The organism is Roseovarius lutimaris (genome assembly GCF_900115165.1).
Classification (GTDB): Bacteria; Pseudomonadota; Alphaproteobacteria; order Rhodobacterales; family Rhodobacteraceae; genus Roseovarius; species Roseovarius lutimaris.
Genome location: NZ_FOVP01000014.1, coordinates 1 through 16,023, shown reverse-complemented (window position 1 = coordinate 16,023; position 16,023 = coordinate 1). Strand labels below are relative to the sequence as shown.

The following is a 16,023-nucleotide window of genomic DNA, read 5'->3' as shown; positions in this document are numbered from 1 at the left end:
CTTCAAGGCCAAGATTGGGAAGATCACCCATTTTCTGCGCGCCAGATTGCGACATGAATGACGGTCGCGTTTGACGCAAATCGCAAGACGGCGTGGCTCAGGCGCCGCGCACCGCGTCGATCATGCGTTGTACGTTGTCGGGATTGGCGTCCGGGGTGATGCCGTGTCCGAGGTTGAAGATATGCGGGCCGTTGCCAAAGGCCTTGACGATGCGTTTGGTCTCGCTCACCAGGGCGTCGCCGCCTGTGACCATATGCGACGAGGCAAGATTGCCCTGAACACAGCCGTCTTTCTGGACATGCTCGGCGGCCCATTCGGCGCTGACGGAATCATCAATCGCGACGCAATCGGCGCCGGTTTGCTTGTGAAAGCCGATGTATTTATCCCCGGCCTCGCGCGGAAAGGCGATGACCGGAATGCCGGGATGGCGGGCTTTGAGTTCCGAAATGATCCGCTTGGCAGGGGCGGTTGCGTATGTGTCGAAATCCGCGCCCTTGAGCGAACCGGCCCAGCTGTCGAACAGTTTGACGACTTCGGCGCCCGCGTCGATCTGGGCCGAGAGATATTCGATTGTGCCTTCGGTGATGCGATCCAACAGGCCCTCGAACACCGCCTTGTTCTGGTCCTTGAGCGCATGCGCCGGGCCCTGATCGGGGGTGCCGCGACCGGCGATCATATAGGTGGCGACGGTCCATGGCGCGCCTGCAAAGCCGATCAGGGTGGTTTCGCGCGGCAGGGCACCAGTGAGATTGCGCACGGTCTGATAGATCGGGTTGAGCGTCTCATGGATGTCAGCCACGGGTTTTAGCGCATCAAGGCCGCTCTGATCGGTGATGGTCGAAAGGCGCGGGCCTTCGCCGGTGACGAACCACAGGTCGGCGCCAAGCGCCTGAGGCAAGAGCAGGATATCGGCAAAGAGAATCGCCGCATCAAACCCGTAACGGCGGATCGGCTGAAGGGTGACTTCGGTCGCGAGATCGCTGTTATAGCACAGCGAAAGGAAATCGCCGGCCTCTGCGCGGGTGGCCTTGTATTCCGGCAGGTAACGCCCCGCCTGCCGCATCATCCAGATGGGGGGGACGGGCTGCGTTTCACCAGCCAGAGCCTTGAGGATTGTCTTGTCAGCGGCCATTGGGTTTCTCCGTTTTCCCGGTTGGTCACCTCCGGGGCACAAGATGTCAAGCACTCTGGCGCTTGTCAGTCAGGTTTCTCGCGTCTAAACCGTCGCCATGACACTTGATTTGCCCACCCCGACCAAACCCCTCAAAATTGGCACGCGCGGCTCGCCGTTGGCCCTGGCGCAGGCCCATGAAACGCGCAGCCGGTTGGCGGTAGCTTTTGATCTGCCCGAGGAAGCCTTTGAAATCATAGTGATTAAAACCACAGGCGACCGGGTAATTGACCGCCCTCTGAAAGAGATCGGCGGCAAGGGGCTGTTCACGCGTGAGATCGAGCAGGCGATGTTGATCGGCGAAATCGACATTGCGGTGCATTCGATGAAAGACATGCCGGTCCTGCAACCCGAGGGGCTTTTGCTGGATACCTATCTTCCGCGTGAAGATGTGCGTGATGCGCTTGTCTCGCCATCGGTGAAAAACCTAGCCGACCTGCCCGCCGGGGCAAAGGTCGGTACCTCGTCCTTGCGGCGCAAGGCGCAGGTTCTGGTCGCCTATCCACAGCTTGAAGTGGTCGAATTTCGCGGCAACGTGCAGACACGGTTGAAGAAACTGGAGGATGGCGTTGCGGCCTGTACCTTTTTGGCGATGGCCGGACTTAACCGGCTGGGCCGCCCTGAGGTGGCGCAATGCGCGATTGAGCCCGAGATCATGCTTCCGGCGGTGGCGCAGGGCGCGATCGGGATCGAGCGGCGCGCGGATGATACCGCCGCCGCCGAGATGCTGGCCGCGGTTCACCATACTGAAACCGGCGAGCGCCTTGCCGCCGAACGCGCCTTTCTGGCGGCGCTTGACGGGTCGTGTGAAACGCCGATTGCCGGTTTGGCGGAATTGTCGGGTGGCAACCTGCGCCTGCGCGGCGAGATCCTGCGCCCCGATGGCAGCGAGAGCCTGACCGATGAGGGCACAGCCCTGATCGAGGATGGTGCCAAGCTTGGCCACGAGATGGCGGCGCGGTTGTTGGCACGGGCGGGTGACGGGTTTTTCGACTGGCGCGCCTGAGGCTATTCCTCTGGCAATAGCTTGCCGGGGTTCATGATGTTGTTGGGGTCAAGTGCGGCCTTGATTGCACGCATCGCAGCGACCGCCGCCTTGTCCTTGTGGAGCGCCATGGCGGGCCGTTTCGACAGGCCGATCCCGTGTTCGGCGGAAAAACTTCCGCCAAGGGCGATCACCTCATCCTCGACTGCGCGCTGAATGGCGCGGTGCAGCGCCGGATCGCTGACCGAGGGAAAGCCCGCGTAATGCAGGTTGCCATCGCCAAGATGCGCCACGCCGGTATTGAAAATGCCGGGATCAATCGCCGTGCTGCGCGCCTCGATCCGTTCAAGCAAGGTTTGCATGCGGTCGGTTGCGACGGCGATATCGTTGTCGATCACCGGGCTGCGCATCCGCAAAACATGTGCCGAGGCTTCGCGCCGGGCCCATATTTCGGCACGCTGAGCGCTGTTTTGCGCGATCACCGCATCAAGCAGGGTGCCGTCTTCAAACAGTTTTGCAAGCACGGCCTCAAAATGCGCGGCAAGCGGCACGGTGCCGTCCGGGCCGGGGGCGGTATCGCGCGGGGCACGCGCGCCCAGCTCGACCAGAACGTTGACCTCGTGGCTGGCCTCAAACGGCGGGCGGGCCTCGGGAAAGCGGGCAAGATAGGCCTCGATAAAGCTGCGCGGCATGTATTCAAACGCCTCAACTGCGCCGCCGGTTTCATCCTGAAGCCGGTTCAACAAGGCAAGCGCTGCATTGACCGAAGGCACCGCAACCATCGCCGTGGCATAGGCGCGGGGTTTGGGCGCAAGTTTCAGAACGGCGGCGGTGATGATGCCAAGCGTACCCTCGGCACCGATCATCAGGTGGCGCAGATCATAGCCCGAGTTGTTCTTGTGCAATTCGCTCATCAGGTTCATCACCTCGCCACTTGGCAAAACCACCTCAAGCCCGAGGCAGAGATCGCGGGTATTGCCATAGCGCAGCACATTCGAGCCGCCCGCATTGGTCGAGAGCGCGCCGCCGATCATCGCAGAGCCGCGCGCGCCAAAGGTCAGCGGAAAGATCAGGTCATGTTCGGCGGTGGCGGCATGCAGGTTGGCGATGATCACACCGGCCTCGACAATGGCGATGCGGGCCTCGGGGCGAATCTCGCGGATCGCCGACATCCGGTCAAGCGACAGCATAAGCGCGCCCTCAGCCGAGGTGCCTTTGACAAGGTTGGTATTGCCCGAGACCGGCACGATGGCAAGGCCGTGGCGATTGGCCAGCCTGAGAATTGCCGCAACCTCGGCGGTATTGGCCGGGCGCAGAACCGCCATCGGGGTCCATTGTGCATTCCCCGTCCAGTCGCGCGCCCAGGGGGCGGCATCGGCCCCTGTCAGTACGTATTTGGGGCCGATGACCTGGCCCAGTTCGCTTAGCTGGTCGGTGTGGGGCTCGGTGCTCATGGGGCGGATCATGTGCCAATCGCGCGCGCCTCACAAGATGCGTTGTCCAAAAGGTATTTTTCGCCCTTGACGCACGGCGCGGGCTGGCATACCTACGCCCACGTTCTGGCGGAGTAGCTCAGTTGGTTAGAGCAGCGGAATCATAATCCGCGTGTCGGGGGTTCAAGTCCCTCCTCCGCTACCACCAAACACCCCACCTGCAAGGCCGGGTTTGTGACAAGCGCGCTCAGACGCCCCCGAACCTCAACGGGGCCCCCACCTTCCTCAGCGGGTGAGACAATAATCTCGGAAACAAGTTTTCGTAGCGCTGTCACTGAGGCGGTATTCGGGTTTATCTCCGGTGACTGCATCGATTGCATGAGATCATGAACTGCTTTGGCAAATCGCTCAGGGCTCGCGGTGTCGAACTTGATCTCAGGCGCATTGGTCTCCAACGCTTCCAGCCTCGCCTCTGCTTCACGCAAGGCGGCCTTCGCCTTCGTCAACTTGTCTTCGCCGTCGACACCGTCGAGGATACCTCTCTCGAAGAGCCCAAGCCGCCTTTCAAACAAGTTTCGAGCTTCTGCACATGAACGCTCTAACTTCGAGCGATCTGGCTTGGGTGCCGCCGAAAGTTCACGTCGTTTTGCATCGTAGGCTTCGATATACTCTTTAAGATATTAAGATATGTTGGGTGCATCAGGTGTTCCGTGAGGCTTGAGAAAATTGTGGCCTCGATTTTGTCGAGCCGAAACTTGCCGTTATTGCCGCATGAGCCACTTTCTCTATGTGTCGAACAACGAATGCGGATATCCTCAGCCAGATACCAAACCATCGCGACGTCGGTTGGGTTTTGCAGCAGCCATTCGTGCTTGCGCTTGAGGCGCCCGCGCCGGGCATATCGAGCCGCCTCCTTCTTCAGTTTATTTCTGAGCTTCTTTTTCTCTCCCGTGAGTACAGGAAATTTGGCGATCTGACGAAGGAGCATACCGGTGCTCGTCTCATTCTGACCATTATCGTACTGGCGCTTGACCCAGCATTGTACGGACTTCGACGAAATTTCGACAGGCATGTCATTGTCGATGCAGACCTTGCTGAGGCCGCGCAGGACATACTCGATACTGCGGAATTGAGACTGTGCGGGCGGGTCGACGTCGTCCATATCAATCATCCCAAACCCAGCTTTATGGGCTTGCCGTTCCCAGCGGCGTCAATTCGACCACCGGGATCGCCGGGCTGACGCGTGGCGGCGGGTTCGGCTGGATCACCCGAAAGCATGGCATGACCAAAGACAGTCTTCTGGCTGCGGATGTCGTGACTGCTGATGGCAATATCCTTTATGCCAGTGCAGTCGATCATTCCGACCTCTTCTGGGCGATCCGGGGCGGCGGGGGTAGACGCCGCATGTGTTTTACTGCTCGTCAGGGCATGTCTATGCCCCCCAACCGACCGCAATTTCCGAAGACGCCGCCACAGAACCGGTGTCGCTTTATGGGCGTACAAAATGGATGGCCGAGTTCGCCGCAAAGGATATTTGCGCCGCGCATGACATCCCTCTGTGCATTGGTCGGGTCTTTTCAATCCATGATCCGGCCCAGACCGGCCCCTATCTGCGACCAAATATTGCAAAGCGGCTTGCCCAAGAGAATCTGAGCCAACCTTTCGAGTTGCCTGGAGCCGACAGCATTCGTGACTTTCTGACGGCAGAACAGGCGGCCCGGATAATTGTGCGCCTTGCCCCACGCATGCTTGCTATCGGATATGTCGGTGCTGGCGCTGACAGACCTATCGGGGGCGCCGGACTTGTCAGGATTGTTATACCTGCATTCAGCCGCGCCACCAGATGTCCGGCATGACGACATCGGCATTGCCGGGAACGTTGGCACAATCCTGCGGGTGAGGCAGGGATACCGCCGCATCGGTGGCGACATGCTCCAGACGGTCGCGGCGTAAATAGCTCACCTCAAACAGGGGGGGCACCTCCACGCCTTTGCATTCTGCAAGGCCATAAAAGTTATTGGCATGGACATGGACGATTGCAAACTGGCTGTGAATCTTGCGGAAAAGCGCCTTGACAAGAGGTAGACCATGGCGTTCGAAAATCCGTTCCATTTCGTGAAATTCAATCACCATCATTCGGAACTTGCTCAGCAATTCGACCGAGCTTTCGATCAGCACATCAAATTCGGCACCCTCGATATCCATTTGCAGCACAAGATCATCACCGGGTTGATCACCGAGTTTCTGGGTGACCCAACTGTTAAGCGTCATGAAGGTCTCGTCATCATAGGCGCCGAGAAACTTTTTATCAAATTCAAACAGCGGGTTACTCATCGGAGGGTTATCGACACTGGCATCAGCCATGAAGGATTTTACGCCGTAATCACGTGCAAGTTGCTCTTCAAAATCTGCTGTGACCGATACGCCAGGTGAAAAGCAATGGCTAATCCCGTCAAAATCATCCGGCATCATATAGCCACCATCGCCATCGCCGCCGATACGCGTCAGACGCGCTGCGACATAGGCGGCGCGAAACTCGTTGATCAACTCTTCAATCGCAGGGCGAGCGACCGCTTTTTGCAGGATGTAGCCGTTTTTCAACAGCCTCCGTCTTCCGAATTTCTTAAGGGACATGTTATCTCCTGTTCAGTCGCCTTCAGCTTGAGAAACCATCCCGAATACACACCCTATCCGACATTCTCCGAATGAAACGCCGTTCTTATCAAGTTGTCTATCAAATTCAGTCCGGGAAAGTCTGTTAGGCTCGATGGTTCGTCATACCTGTACACTGTGCTTCACTTGAGCTCATTACATTGGATTGCCTGCACCGCACAGTGAAACCGCAGCCAAGACGCTTTTCCGTGCAGACTGTGACAGCCTCAAAAGAAGGCCGATTATTCCTCAGATCGACTTCAGAAATTCAGCAGACCGGCGAATATGTACTTGCAAGGCATCGGCGGCTTTGCGTGTCGGCGCATCGTAATTATTTAGGTTTATCAAAACGTTGACCACCTTATCCGCATAGCTGACTGCGGTTTGTTCGCTTGGTACGGCGTTGCCATGGTCTAGCAGGTCCGACATCTTCATGCCTGCCGTATGGACCAGTGGCTTATGCGCCATCACGCCGTCGATTATTATTCCAGACCCCCGATTTCTGTAGGCCTGATCATTATAGGGCAGCAACAGGACATCTACGGATTCAAGCACCCGTTGAAAGGCTTGGGAATCAAGGTCAGCCGGTAGAAACCTGACCGAAAAACCTTTCGTCCAGAAACCAAACCGCGCACCACAACAGAGTGCAAACTGATACCGCAGTGATCGAAGGCGCTTTCGCGTTTTGGGTTTCTGCATGACAAATTCAACACTCAGCCCAGGCGCATCACGGGCGCATTTCACTCTGAGCTGCCTGATGATATCCGGAATAAGATCCCCACCTTTTTCCTTGCGAGGTCCACCAAGATAACCAACACGCAGGGGGCGTGCCGTGCCCTTGTCAGAGCCCAAGCCATTATCGGCATGCGTTGCGCGCAAGAGAGTGACAGGAAGCAACAAACAGTCTTCGCTTGGCATGTCGTAGCAAGACAGCAAGTGATCTGCCAGGTAAGAGGTCTCGGTGACAAGCACGACTTGTTTATCGGCTATGGCCGTCCGCAATCTTTTATATTCGCTTTCCTCAAGACCTTGTATGTGGTGCTCTGTCAGAAAACGCAGATAGAAAACCACCCCGTCAGGAAGCTCATCAAGCAGTGCAAGGCAAATGCGAACGTCGTGGACGTGAGTCGTCGGAATCAACACAGATGGAGGTTGCTTATCCGCGCACTCAATGATCAGCTCTTTAAGCTTTTGCGTGTCGTGCCGGACCGACCATTGCGGGCGCTTTTTATGATCCCGGCGCGTCGAAAGAACTGCTTTGACTGAAATTCCGCTCAAAGAGCCTTGCTCATAGTCCACCCCGGTGACGTAAAGTCTGTTTGAGTCCGGGGCGAGTGCTTCAATCGCTCGCGGTATGGTATGCTCATGCCCATTCGTGACACCCAGGTACTTCTCGACTACAATCATCCGTTACCATCCCGCCATTGGCGCGCAATTCGCACGACTTTGCCATCCTTTGTGAGCGAAGGGTGTCGCGACCTGTTCATGACTTGATTTTAACGTGATGGTCAATGCCGCCGGTGGTCACGGTATGCGGCGGCATCGCATGACGGTTATACCGGGCGGCTTTGCAACAATAAGAGGGGGCATCCATCCTGCCTGTTTGCGCGCGACGCAACAAAGCCTTCTTTGCCGCATTTGACAACGAGCTCTGATATGATCATTGGAAGGCATAAAGCCATTGACCAATAAAGCAGAGAACAACGCCTTGTTGCCCTCGGCTCTGAAACGGAACGATATGACTGAATATTTCAAAGCCTTCAAGCTTCTGACCAGGTATGAGCGTCGGCGCGGAGTGCTGATGCTTGGGGTGGTCATCATTGTCGCGCTGTTCGAGGCAATTGCGGTTGTCTCGATTGTGCCTTTCCTGAAGGCGAGCGCCGATCGTGGGATAATTGAGACCAACACCCTCATGAAGATGGCATATGACCGGTTTGGTTTCAGTTCAGCCAATGACTTTCTGATGTTTTTGGGGCTTGGGTCTTTCGTTCTGCTTGTCACGGCGGCGGTCGTTCGTATTTGGGGGAAATACGTCTTAACAATCTATGCGCAGACACTCCGGTCTTCGATAGAAACCCGGCTTCTGGAAATTTATCTGCGGCAGCCTTACGAATTTCATCTCAACCGCCATTCCGGTGACCTAACCAATTCTATCCTGTCTGAGGTTGACCTATTGATCCGCAACGTCTTTCAACCAATCGCTGATATGGTTGGCCGCGGAGTCACGCTCATACTTCTTGTCACGATCCTTCTGATCTACAATCCGTGGATCGCGCTTTCTGCGATGGTTGTTCTGGGTGGGTCCTATCTGGTTATCTACCGGATCGTTTTCCGCTTTATAACCCGGATCGGGCATGCACGTGCAATCGCTAACCGTGCTCGCTTTGAAAATGCCATTGAGGCCATCGGCGGGATCAAGGTGATACGGCTTTTGGGGCGGGAACGGATGTATCTGGACCGGTTCAGGCAGCCATCACGCGACATGTCGCGCTATTTTGCGCTGGATCTCGTGCTTGGGCAGGTGCCGAAATACCTGATCGAAGCCATCACCTTCGGGAGTGTCCTTGTGCTGAGCGTCGTGCTGCTTCGTTCCGCGCAACCGGGAGAGGCGGGTACTATCTTGCCTGCCCTCGGGCTTTACGCCTTTGCCGGAGCGCGCATCCTGCCAGCCATTCAACAGATTTATCGTTCGGCGACACAGATGCGGTTTGGTGCGCCGGGCCTTGGCGTTATCCTTGCCGATATGTCGGATCGTAGCAAGCTGGTGACCCTTCCCGAGGGGGCGGTTGAGCCTTTACCTTTCCGTGACAACATAGGTCTGCGCTCGCTCTCCTATGAGTATCCGGGCAGCAGCAATGCAGGCATATCCGATGTCACACTTGATATTCCCTTTGGCAGTTCTGTCGGCATTGTCGGCACGACCGGCGCGGGTAAGACAACCCTTGTTGATCTCATTCTGGGGTTGCTGGTGCCGAGTTCGGGCCATATCGAGGTAGACGGCCAACCTCTGAGCGCCGACACCCTGCGCCGCTGGCAGGCTAATGTCGGTTATGTCCCGCAAGACATCTTTTTGAGCGATGACACCATATCGGGCAATATCGCACTCGGACTTGCGCCAGAGGACATTGATCCCGAACGTGTCCGCGAATGCGCCCGCATGGCACAGATCGACCGCTTTATTGATGAGGAGTTGCCCGATGGCTATGACACCCAGGTTGGTGAGCGCGGCGTGCGCCTGTCGGGGGGGCAAAAACAGCGGATAGGTATTGCGCGCGCGCTTTACCATGACCCTGAAGTCATCGTCTTTGACGAGGCGACAAGCGCGCTTGACAACCTGACAGAGCGTGATGTGATGGCCGCTGTCGGTGCGCTTCAGAGCACCAAGACGATCATCATCATCGCGCATCGTCTGACCACGGTTCAGATGTGCGATCAGATCATGCTTTTGGACAAGGGCCGGAAAATCGCTCAGGGAAGTTTCAAGGATCTGAGTGAGAATAATCCGACGTTTACACAGATGTTATCGGCACGATAAAGCAGACGTCGCAGCACTCTATATTTAACGGCCAGCGACGCCAAGCGCAAGCGGTGAGGTGAGAACGCCGGTTGTGCAATTTCAAATCGGCGCGCGTAAGGCGGCCAATCCGAGTGTGGAACTTTGAGGAACGGCATATGAACTTTTTGCGTCGCCTGAAACGGCCCGGCCCGGGAAGCCATGCTGTTGAGCAAGAATTCCGCGTCGCGAAGATCACACCGCAAAACCCGCGTGAAAGATATCTCTCCGTCGTCTGCATCGCCCGAAACGAGGGGCGGTATTTCCGTGAATGGATCGAATTTCACCGCCTTGTCGGCGTCGAGCACTTTGCGGTCTATGACAACAGTTCAGACGACGGCACCTGCGAAATCCTCGAGCCCTACAGGGCTGCGGGCCTGGTCGATATCATCCCCTGGCCGCATTTTGCCCCGGATTACGACACCCAGGCCATGGCCTATAACCACGCGCTTAGCCATTTTGGCCCCAAGACACGGTGGATGGCATTTTTTGATCTCGACGAGTTTCTCTTTTCACCCTCGGGCGCTGCGGTCAGCGACATACTGCGCGACTATGAGGATCTGCCGGCGCTTTGCGTCTATTGGGCGATGTTCGGCACATCCGGGCACACAGCACCTGTGGATGGCACCCTGGTCGAGAATTTCACACAGCGCGCACCCTTTCCTGAGGGGGCCGTGAAAGACCCGGTCCTTGCCAACTATAAATCCATAGTGCAGCCTCATCTGGTCCTCAGGAACCGGGGCGCGCATAATTTCATTGTCGATGCAGATGGCAGCAGTGGTTTCGATGAAACCCGATCCAAGATCTGGCGCAAGGCACCGCGCAAGGTTACGGCGGAGCGGCTCCGGATCAATCACTATTACACCAAGTCCCTGGCCGAATGGCAGACGCGTTTTGGCAAGACCGAAGGGCCGGGCACCGCATCGCGCGATGCCTTCCTGCGTGCGGCCTTTGAAGCGGTTGAAGCTGCGGCCGTTGAGGATCGCGCCATCCAACATTATCTGCCTGCGTTAAAAGCCGCGCTCGGCGGGGATTGAGAAAACGCTAGGCGTCAATAGACAGAAAGGTCAAAGTCACATAGCACGAACCAAAAACAGAAACGCGCAGTAGTGACCCGGCGCAGGAGATTGTAAGATGTGTGGTATCGTTGGCCTTTTTAATCCTGTGTCACTCGCGTCTGATGCCCCGGATGCGCTTGCTCGTATGAGCGACACCATCGCCCATCGTGGCCCCGATGCAAAAGGAACATGGTTCGATCTTGAACGCGGTATCGGTCTTGCGCATCGCCGTCTGGCCATTATCGACCTGAGCGAGACCGGCGTGCAGCCGATGCACTCGGCCAGCGGGCGTTTTACCATCACGTTCAACGGCGAAATCTACAACTACGGTGCGCTTCGCAAGACGCTTGAGGATGAAAACCACGCCCCCGAGTGGCGCGGCAGTTCTGACACCGAGGTCTTGCTGGCCGCTATCGAGGTCTGGGGCCTTGAGGCGACGCTAAAGCGCGTGCGCGGCATGTTCGCCCTCGGCCTCTGGGACCGCAAAAACGATACGCTATCGCTTGCTCGCGATCCGGCCGGAGAAAAGCCGCTTTACGTTGGCCGTCTCGGTCACACTGTTCTGTTCGGCTCGGAACTGAAGGCCCTGACCGCGCATCCCGAATGGCGCGGTGATATCGACCGTGACGCCATCGCAGAGTGCATCCGAAAGGGCCAGATTGGCGCGCCGCGCACCCTCTGGCAGAATGTGCGCAAGGTGATCCCCGGCACGATCCTGACGCTATCGCATGAGCAATCTGATCCGACAACAGCACCCGAGACCAGCTTTTGGGATGCCTTCGCCGAGGCCGCAGCGGCGCGACGCGACCGTTTCATGGGAAGCCCCGAAGAGGCTGTGACCCGGCTTGACGAGCTCTTGCGCGAGGTGGTCTCGCTTCAGATGGCGGCGGATGTCCCGCTCGGCGCTTTCCTGTCGGGGGGCATCGATTCCTCTACAATCGCGGCGGTGATGCAGGCGGTCTCGGATCGCCCGGTCCAGAGTTTCGCGCTTGGCTTTCATGAAAAGGACGCCAACGAGGCCGAATTCGCCAAGGCAATTGCAACCCATCTCGGCCTTGATCATCACGAGATATACCTCTCGGGCGAGGATGCGCGCGACCTTGTGGTCGATATGCCGTCGATCTACGACGAACCCTTCACCGATAGTTCGCAGATCGCAACCTATCTAGTGTCCCGTTTTGCGCGGGAAACGGTAACAGTGGCCCTGTCCGGCGATGCCGGTGACGAGCTTTTTGGCGGCTACAATCGTTATTTCAAGGCGCAGCGGCTTTGGGATGGAACCACAACCGGCCGCATCAAGCGCGGCGCCGAATGTGCTGCATTGATGGCGCTTGACCGCGCGATCCTGTTGCCCGCCGAGCGGTTGGGTGTCACCGAGATATTGGGGCGCAATGTAACGGCGACCCGGCTTCAGCTCGACCGTCGCTGCGCGACCTTGTCGGCAGCGACGCCGATCAGCGGCTATGAGGCAAGCTTTACCGGGTTGGACGCCACGCATTTGCTGGTGCCGGGGGCCGCGCCCGCGCATGAGCCGCTGCTTGCGCAGATCGCGGGCGAAGCGGGTTGGTCTGTGCTCGAACAGACAAGCTTTCTTGATATGGCGCGGTATCTGCCGGATGATATTCTGGTCAAGGTCGATCGCGCCGCGATGGCCGTAAGCCTTGAGACGCGCATTCCGATGCTCGATCCTGAGATCATGCGCTTTGCCTATTCTCTTCCCGACAAGATCAAGCTTATGGGCGGCGAGAGCAAAGGCGTTCTGCGCGGCGTGCTTGAACGCTATGTGCCGCGCCCGCTCTGGGATCGGCCCAAGATGGGGTTTGGCGTGCCGACGGCGGCCTGGCTTCGCGGCCCGCTGTTCGAGCTTGCCTCGGACCTCTTTAGCCGCGACACGCTGCGCAGCACCGGCATCCTTGACGAGGATCGCGTCATCGCGATCTGGGAAGAGTTCCAGAAGAACCCAAGCCTCCGGCCAAAAATCGTCTGGACCTTGTTCGTAACACAGCTTTTCCTCGTCAAGGCAAACGCCGGATAATGCGGTGACGGTTTTCGTTTGAAAAACCGACTGCCCCATCCCCGGATTTAGCGGATGTAGGGGCTTTCTGTGATTGCCGCGTTTATGGCGGGTCGTACCAACGACTGGTGATCGTGACTCGCCGGGGCTTGTGAGCATCTGCGCGCCATGTTTCAGGGGATCGGCGCCGAGCATCAGGGGTGAGGGGCGCAAACGCCCGGTTTATGAGCGGGCGTAAACATCCTCATAGCGGATGATATCATCCTCGCCGAGATAGGCGCCGGTCTGCACCTCGATCAGAACCATCGGCACTTTGCCCGGATTTTCCATCCGGTGCACCGCGCCAAGCGGGATATAGACCGACTGGCCCTCGGTGATCAGGCGCACATCGTCATCCACGGTCACCTTTGCGGTGCCCTCGACCACGATCCAGTGTTCGGACCGGTGATGATGGCTTTGCAGGCTCAGGCTGGCCTTTGGGTTGACCAGAATGCGTTTGACCTGAAACCGGCCACGGATCGCCAGGGTCTCGAACCAGCCCCAGGGGCGGTGATCCTTGGGAAGCACCTCGGCCTGCGCCGCGCCTTTGTCTTTCAGGGCGGTCACGACCTTTTTCACGTCCTGCGCGCGCCCCTTATGGGCCACGAGCACCGCATCGGGCATGGCGATGGCGATGATATTCTCAAGGCCAAGCCCGACGATCTCCTGTGATGAGCTCTCAGAGCGCAAAAGAACGTCGCGACATTCAATCGCCGTCGCATTGGCAGAGGTCACAACCCCGTTCTCATCCGGGTCCTGTTCTTCCCAGACCGCGTCCCAACCGCCAAGATCCGACCAGTCCTTGGAAAACGGCACGGCGACAAGATTGTCGGCCTTTTCCATCACCGCATAGTCAATCGAGATGTCTTGGCATTCGCCCCAGGCCGGAGGATCAAGCCGCCAGAACCCAAGATCGGCCTTGCCGTTTTCAACCGCCCGCGTGACCGGGTCGAGCAGGCCCGGCGCATGCGCCTCAAAGGCCGCAATCATGTCTTTTGCCCGGAACAGGAATATCCCCGCATTCCAGAGGTAATTCCCGGCCTCAAGCATGCTGCGCGCCGTGTCGGAATCCGGCTTTTCGACAAAGCGCTTCAGCGCGACAGGATCGCCGTTGGACGCCGCGTTCAGCTCAAGATAGCCATAGCCCGTGGCCGGTCGGTTGGGGGTGATCCCAAAGGTGACGATCTTGCCCGCTTCGATCTCTGACAGCCCTTTGGCGACAGCCGCATGAAAGGCCTCTGTGTCGGGAATGACGTGATCCGAAGGCGCAATCAGCAAGACGGCCTCGGGATCGGTCTTGCGGGCGAAAATACTGGCGGCAAGCACCGCCGGGGCGGTGTTGCGCCCCTCGGGCTCGATCAGGACGGGACCGGGGTCAATGCCGACCGATTGAAGCTGTTCGCCGACAATGAACCTGAAATCCGATGTGGTCAGCGTCATATGCGGCGTAAACGTCAGGGTCGGGGATGTCGACAACCGCTTGGCGCTTTGCTGAAACAGGGTTTCGCTGCCGATCAGGTTCGAGAACTGCTTGGGATAGGATTTTCTGGACAGCGGCCAAAGGCGTGTCCCGCTGCCCCCTGCAAGAAGAACCGGAACAATTGCTGTCATCATACCATCCTGTTTTCTTGGGCAGAGTCCGTGAACCAGGCATAGGATCGCTCAAGCCCCTCGCGCAGGTCAACCTTATAGGTCCAGCCCATCGCCGCAAGCCGTGACACATCCATAAGCTTGCGCGGCGCGCCGTCGGGCTTGGTCGCATCAAAGGCAAGTCGGCCGGTAAAGCCGACAACCTCGCTTATGGTTTCGGCCAATTCGCGGATCGTGACATCGGTGCCGGTGCCGACGTTGATATGGCTCAGCATCGGATCGGTATTGGCGCGATAGGTGGCCGGGTCAAGATTGGCGACAAACAGGCTCGCCTCGGCCATATCCTCGACATAGAGGAATTCGCGCATCGGCGTGCCGCTTCCCCAGACAACGACCTCGCTGTCGCCGCGCTCTTTGGCCTCGTGAAAACGACGCAGAAGGGCAGGCACGACATGGCTGTTTTCGGGATGGAAGTTATCGCCTGGGCCATAGAGGTTCGTCGGCATGACCGAGCGGTAATCGGTGCCATATTGCCGGTTATAGCTCTCACAAAGCTTGATACCGGCGATTTTGGCAATGGCATAGGGCTCGTTTGTCGGCTCAAGAACGCCGGTCAAAAGCGCGTCTTCGCGCATCGGCTGGGGCGCGTGTTTGGGGTAGATGCAGGACGAGCCCAGAAACAAAAGCTTCTCGACCCCGGCGCGAAAGGCCTGATGGATGACATTGGCCTCAATCATCAGGTTTTGGTAAATGAACTCGGCCGGAAAGGTGTTGTTGGCATGGATACCCCCGACCTTGGCCGCCGCAAGGATGACCTCATCGGGTTTCTGCGCCTGCATGAAGTCGGCAACCGCAGCCTGATTGCTCAGGTCAAGCTGGTCGTGGCTGCGGGTCACGATCTCTGCCTCGGGGCGCGTGGCCTTGAGCTGGCGCAGGATCGCGCCGCCGACCATGCCGCGATGCCCTGCAAGATAGATCTTCATCGGTCTCAACCCTCGGTCGAAACAGGCAGGTCCAGCCCGTGTTCCTTGAGCAGCCGATAACGGCGCGCGGCCTTGAGATCGTCGGCGACCATCTCGACACACATCTCCTGCGCGGTGATTTCGGGCGTCCAGCCAAGCTTGGCCTTGGCCTTGGCCGGATCGCCAAGCAGGGTTTCCACCTCGGCAGGGCGGAAATAGCGCGGATCAATCCGTAGAATTGTCTGGCCGGGTTTGATTTCTGGCGCATCATCGCCGGTGACGGTTTCGACGATCCCGACCTCATTCACGCCGCTGCCCTCAAACCGCAGGGTGATCCCCAATTCGCGCGCCGACCAGATAATGAAGTCACGCACCGAATATTGCTTGCCGGTGGCGATCACGAAATCGTCCGGCTCGTCCTGTTGCAGCATCATCCACTGCATGCGGACATAATCCTTGGCATGGCCCCAGTCGCGCAGCGCGTCGATATTGCCCATGTAAAGACAGTCCTCGATGCCCTGCGCGATATTGGCCAGCCCGCGGGTGATCTTGCGGGTCACGAAGGT

13 protein-coding genes, 1 tRNA gene and 1 pseudogene are annotated in these 16,023 nt (G+C 58.1%); 7 read left to right on the top strand and 8 right to left on the bottom strand.

Annotated elements, in window-relative coordinates; translation table 11 throughout:
- Positions 1-97: 97 nt before the first annotated feature.
- Complete coding sequence (gene hemE, locus BMZ91_RS12830; protein WP_092839487.1) at positions 98-1,132, bottom strand: uroporphyrinogen decarboxylase; 1,035 nt, start codon at positions 1,130-1,132, stop codon at positions 98-100.
- A gap of 97 nt (positions 1,133-1,229) precedes the next feature.
- Between hemE and hemC the strand changes: the two genes are divergently transcribed.
- On the top strand, positions 1,230-2,177 hold the full coding sequence (gene hemC / locus BMZ91_RS12825; RefSeq protein ID WP_092839484.1) for a hydroxymethylbilane synthase: 948 nt from the start codon (positions 1,230-1,232) through the stop codon (positions 2,175-2,177).
- Between the two features lie 2 nt (positions 2,178-2,179).
- Here hemC and BMZ91_RS12820 read toward each other — a convergent pair whose 3' ends face one another.
- The gene (locus BMZ91_RS12820; protein ID WP_092839783.1) at positions 2,180-3,610 is read right to left on the bottom strand and encodes an FAD-binding oxidoreductase; all 1,431 of its coding nucleotides are present in this window, start codon (positions 3,608-3,610) and stop codon (positions 2,180-2,182) included.
- A gap of 107 nt (positions 3,611-3,717) precedes the next feature.
- Here BMZ91_RS12820 and BMZ91_RS12815 point away from each other — a divergent pair.
- Positions 3,718-3,794, top strand: a tRNA-Met gene (locus tag BMZ91_RS12815).
- Between the two features lie 393 nt (positions 3,795-4,187).
- On the opposite strand, the gene BMZ91_RS12805 is transcribed toward BMZ91_RS12815, so the two are convergent.
- Positions 4,188-4,751 (bottom strand): hypothetical protein, encoded by a 564-nt coding sequence (locus BMZ91_RS12805; RefSeq protein WP_143076350.1) that lies wholly within the window; start codon positions 4,749-4,751, stop codon positions 4,188-4,190.
- On the opposite strand from BMZ91_RS12805, the pseudogene BMZ91_RS21805 reads away from it, so the two are divergent.
- Both BMZ91_RS21805 and BMZ91_RS12795 read left to right on the top strand, forming a co-directional pair.
- Positions 4,727-4,867: pseudogene (locus tag BMZ91_RS21805) on the top strand (hypothetical protein); the annotation flags it as partial. The gene BMZ91_RS12805 and the pseudogene BMZ91_RS21805 sit on opposite strands and share 25 nt — an antisense overlap.
- 128 nt (positions 4,868-4,995) lie before the next feature.
- A complete protein-coding gene (locus tag BMZ91_RS12795) occupies positions 4,996-5,445 on the top strand; it encodes an NAD-dependent epimerase/dehydratase family protein (protein WP_092839477.1) in 450 nt (149 codons plus the stop codon).
- Here BMZ91_RS12795 and BMZ91_RS12790 read toward each other — a convergent pair.
- Positions 5,417-6,223 (bottom strand): FkbM family methyltransferase, encoded by an 807-nt coding sequence (locus tag BMZ91_RS12790; protein ID WP_092839474.1) that lies wholly within the window; start codon positions 6,221-6,223, stop codon positions 5,417-5,419. The genes BMZ91_RS12795 and BMZ91_RS12790 overlap by 29 nt on opposite strands.
- Before the next feature lie 267 nt (positions 6,224-6,490).
- Complete coding sequence (locus BMZ91_RS12785) at positions 6,491-7,648, bottom strand: glycosyltransferase family protein (RefSeq protein WP_092839471.1); 1,158 nt, start codon at positions 7,646-7,648, stop codon at positions 6,491-6,493.
- 274 nt (positions 7,649-7,922) lie between these two features.
- On the opposite strand from BMZ91_RS12785, the gene BMZ91_RS12780 reads away from it, so the two are divergent.
- The 3 genes from BMZ91_RS12780 to asnB all read left to right on the top strand — a co-directional run bounded on the left by BMZ91_RS12780 (position 7,923) and on the right by asnB (position 12,887).
- A complete protein-coding gene (locus tag BMZ91_RS12780; protein ID WP_218145666.1) occupies positions 7,923-9,776 on the top strand; it encodes an ABC transporter ATP-binding protein in 1,854 nt (617 codons plus the stop codon).
- 137 nt (positions 9,777-9,913) lie between these two features.
- Positions 9,914-10,831, top strand: coding sequence for a glycosyltransferase family 92 protein (locus tag BMZ91_RS12775; protein ID WP_143076349.1), 918 nt, complete (start codon positions 9,914-9,916; stop codon positions 10,829-10,831).
- Positions 10,832-10,928: 97 nt separating this feature from the next.
- On the top strand, positions 10,929-12,887 hold the full coding sequence (gene asnB, locus BMZ91_RS12770; protein WP_092839463.1) for an asparagine synthase (glutamine-hydrolyzing): 1,959 nt from the start codon (positions 10,929-10,931) through the stop codon (positions 12,885-12,887).
- 201 nt (positions 12,888-13,088) lie between these two features.
- Here the strand turns inward: asnB and BMZ91_RS12765 are convergent, their stop codons facing one another.
- From BMZ91_RS12765 to BMZ91_RS12755, 3 genes are all read right to left on the bottom strand, one after another.
- On the bottom strand, positions 13,089-14,516 hold the full coding sequence (locus BMZ91_RS12765; RefSeq protein WP_092839780.1) for a mannose-1-phosphate guanylyltransferase/mannose-6-phosphate isomerase: 1,428 nt from the start codon (positions 14,514-14,516) through the stop codon (positions 13,089-13,091).
- On the bottom strand, positions 14,516-15,478 hold the full coding sequence (fcl, locus tag BMZ91_RS12760; RefSeq protein ID WP_092839460.1) for a GDP-L-fucose synthase: 963 nt from the start codon (positions 15,476-15,478) through the stop codon (positions 14,516-14,518). Before fcl ends, BMZ91_RS12765 begins: the two co-directional genes overlap by 1 nt.
- Before the next feature lie 5 nt (positions 15,479-15,483).
- The coding region (locus BMZ91_RS12755) for a GDP-mannose 4,6-dehydratase (protein ID WP_143076347.1) at positions 15,484-16,023 on the bottom strand (540 nt) is incomplete at its 5' end.